This is a genomic window from Halorubrum halodurans, from assembly GCF_002252985.1.
GTDB lineage: Archaea > Halobacteriota > Halobacteria > Halobacteriales > Haloferacaceae > Halorubrum > Halorubrum halodurans.
In genome coordinates this window covers 1-2,921 of sequence record NZ_NHPJ01000002.1, presented here as the reverse complement: position 1 = coordinate 2,921, position 2,921 = coordinate 1, and the positions used below count along the sequence as shown (strand labels likewise).

Genomic DNA, 2,921 nt, shown 5'->3' with positions numbered 1-2,921 from the left:
CCGAGGTCGCCCGCGCCGACGACGGCGAGACGTTCGAGTTCGAGGTGAACGTCAACGACGACGAGTTGAAGTCCGAGGTCAGCGACGTCCTCGCGGAGTACGAGTCGGAGATCGACCGCTGGCACGTCGAGACCGAGAAACGCACCGAGGACGTCGCGGCCGCGGAGGGCGTCGAACCGCCCGAGGAGGAGGGCGGCCCCGAGTCGACGATGACCTGACGCGCGTCGGAGCCGATCCCGGCGGCCCCGGCCGCGGCACGGGAGGTTTATCCATCGACCCCGCGAACCCGCGCCCATGACGCCTCCACTCCGGATCGAGCCCGGCGAACTCCCCGCCGACGATATCATCGCCGCGCTGCGGGAGGGACGACGGGTGCTCCTCGACGTCGAGGTGGCCGGGAGCGCCCACGAGGTGGTGCTCCGGTACGACGGCGAGACGTACCACTGTGACACCCCGACGAGCCTCCACAGGCACACCGAGGAGGCCGAGATGCGCGCCTGCCTCGACCGCATGGGGTACGCCGCGGAACACTGACCATTTAATCCCGTCGCGGACCACACGTCGCCATGGCCGAAGCAGAGATCGAGGACCTCGTCGGCGACGTCTCCCCGTCGTTCGAACACGTGCTCTCGTGTGTCTTCGGCATCCGCGACCACGAGAGCCGGACGTACCTGACGCTGATCGAGTATCGGGGCAGCACCGTCGCCGAGCTGGCGGACGCGCTCGACCGCGACCGCTCGAACGTGAACCGGTCGCTGTCGACGCTCCGCGAGAAGGGGCTCGTCGAGCGCCGCCGGCGCCTGCTCGACTCGGGGGGGTACGTCTACCAGTACACCGCGATCCCCGTCCCGGAGGCGAAGCGGCTCCTCCACGATGCGCTCGACGAGTGGGTCGCCGGCGTTCACGACTCGATCGACGCGTTCGACCCCGACGAGGCGTGAGGGGCGCGAGCGGTCACTCCCCGTTGTCGAACGCGAGCGAGACCCCGTCGGCGTCGACCGTCGCGCCGGCGGCACACACCGGATGCTCGAAGTCGGCCCCGAGGACCTCGCTCGCGGCGGCGCCGGCGTCCGCGGCGGCGAGGTCGTAGGCGCCGGGCGCGTCCCGCTCGTAGGTCGCCACGAGCGTCGGCGCGTCGACGGACTCGACGAGCAGCGCGTCGCGCCGAACGGTGCCGATCGTCGCGGTTTCCGCGCCGACCACGCCGGCGACCCGCGGCGTGTCGTAGTCGTCCTTCTCGAAGTCGAGCGCGAGCAGCGGCGTCGCGAGCGCGTCGCGGGCTGGATAGCCCAGTTCGAGCTTCTCGGCTATCGGGTCCACGTGCGAGCCGTTGCCGAGGACCGCGAGCGGCTCGCCGGTCGGCGTCTCGACCCGCCGCGCGCAGTTGTACGAGACGTACGGGTTGTCGGTCTCGGACGCGTCCGGCGTGGGCCCGACCGTCAGCGTGTCGTCCCGCTCGATCACCCGTCGGTTCGGGAACGACCGCGAGGAGACCCGATACGCGCCGATTCCGGGACCGACGACGACGAACCGTCCGATGTACATACACGGCCGTGGGCATTCGTGTGGCTAAAACACGTCGATCGATCCACGTCCGGCGACAGCGTCGGGGCGATCCGGAGACCGGGCGGCGACCGGACCCGATCGTGTGCGACCGCGTGGCAGGGAGACCGCGACGCGCAACGCTTACAAACACGCGTGGAGTAGCGACGGTGCGCACAGTCCATTGGGGTAGTGGCCAATCCTGAAGCCTTCTGGGGGCTTCGACCCTGGTTCGAATCCAGGATGGACTATCCGTCTTCTCCGCGACCGCTCGACGCTCCGTTCCGACCGCGACGTCTCCCCCCGCCGCCTCCCTCGATTCGTCGAACTCTCGTTTCTACTGGAACGACATCGTCGCTCAGTATTGCGGTTTCCAACTGAAGCGAAGGGGTGTGAGACGATGACGATCGAACCACACCCCGCCGTCGGAGACCCTCGCGTCGTCGACCGCCGATCGCTCGGTCACGATCCGTCGCCCGTACATGTCCCGTCGATCACTTCTCGACGTCGAGCAGGGCGACGCGTTCGTGGACGACGTCGGCGAGGGTTCCCACGGTCGCGTCGAGTTCCCGGCCGGTGACCCCGTAGTAGTCGCGGACCGCCTCGACGTCGAACTCGCCGAGCGTCGGTTCCGGGCCCGCCGCGAGCAGGTCCTCGACCGCCGCGACGGCCGTCTCGAGGTCGGCGGGAGGACGGTCCGCGCCGCGCACGTCGCCGAAGTCGGCGACCACGAGCGCCGTCCGTCGCTCGCCCGGCGAGACGCCGAGATCGAGCGCACGGTCGATCTGTCTGCGCCCCGCGGCGTACACCAGGACCTCGACCGCGGGGTCGCGGGCGACCGCCTCGCCCCGCGCGATCGAGCGGGCTGCGAGCCGGGTCGCGAGCCGGAGGTGTGCGGCGTCGACGACGCGGTCGGCGTCGAACGCCTGGACGACCGCGCCCGTCTCCTCGCGGATCGCCTCGAGGTCGGCCAGGAACCCGTCGAGGTCGTCGACGATGACGGTTCCCTCGACGAGCCGCGTCTCCGGACGCGGCGCGGGATGCCCCGAGGTCGACGCGGGAGCGGTCGGCTCGGGCGGCTCGCCCGAGCCGCTCATCGGAAGTCACCGAGGCTGGCCTGCCCCTCGTCGTCGCCGTCGCCGCTTCCCGCCGTCGCCGCCGCCGAGGCGGACCGGTCCGCGTCGACCCCGTCCATCGAGGGGTCCTCGCGCCCGGCGTGTTCGAGGATCCGCTCCGCGGTCCGCTCGCGGCCGCGGAGCGCGCCGAGCACGACGCCCTTGTCCGCCTCCCGCAGGTCCGCGCGGGTCTCGACGCCCGCCTCGTAGAGCCGGCGGGCGGAACGTCGGCCGGAAGCGCGCCCGCCGGCTCTACGAGGCGGG

Annotated in this window: 5 protein-coding genes and 1 pseudogene; 3 read left to right on the top strand and 3 right to left on the bottom strand. The window is 71.4% G+C overall.

All coding sequences use genetic code 11. The features are described from left to right. The 3 genes from DJ70_RS00130 to DJ70_RS00120 form a co-directional block, all read left to right on the top strand. Positions 1 to 218: DUF5828 family protein (locus DJ70_RS00130; protein ID WP_245810621.1), on the top strand; the 218-nt coding region annotated here is incomplete at its 5' end. Positions 219 to 294: 76 nt separating this feature from the next. Beyond that, positions 295 to 534, top strand: a complete 240-nt coding sequence (locus tag DJ70_RS00125; RefSeq protein ID WP_094528863.1) for a hypothetical protein — start codon at positions 295 to 297, stop codon at positions 532 to 534. A 32-nt stretch (positions 535 to 566) separates the two neighbouring features. After that, positions 567 to 941 carry a helix-turn-helix domain-containing protein gene (locus tag DJ70_RS00120; RefSeq protein WP_094528860.1) on the top strand — a complete coding sequence of 125 codons (375 nt, stop codon included), beginning with the start codon at positions 567 to 569 and terminating at the stop codon, positions 939 to 941. Between the two features lie 13 nt (positions 942 to 954). Here DJ70_RS00120 and DJ70_RS00115 read toward each other — a convergent pair whose 3' ends face one another. The 3 genes and pseudogenes from DJ70_RS00115 to DJ70_RS00100 all read right to left on the bottom strand — a co-directional run. Next, on the bottom strand, positions 955 to 1,545 hold the full coding sequence (locus tag DJ70_RS00115; RefSeq protein ID WP_094528857.1) for an IMP cyclohydrolase: 591 nt from the start codon (positions 1,543 to 1,545) through the stop codon (positions 955 to 957). A gap of 491 nt (positions 1,546 to 2,036) precedes the next feature. Continuing rightward, positions 2,037 to 2,639 (bottom strand): KEOPS complex subunit Cgi121, encoded by a 603-nt coding sequence (gene cgi121 / locus DJ70_RS00105; protein WP_094528854.1) that lies wholly within the window; start codon positions 2,637 to 2,639, stop codon positions 2,037 to 2,039. Next, positions 2,636 to 2,921, bottom strand: a pseudogene (locus DJ70_RS00100) (ATP-dependent DNA helicase); the annotation flags it as partial. The pseudogene DJ70_RS00100 and the gene cgi121, both read right to left, overlap by 4 nt.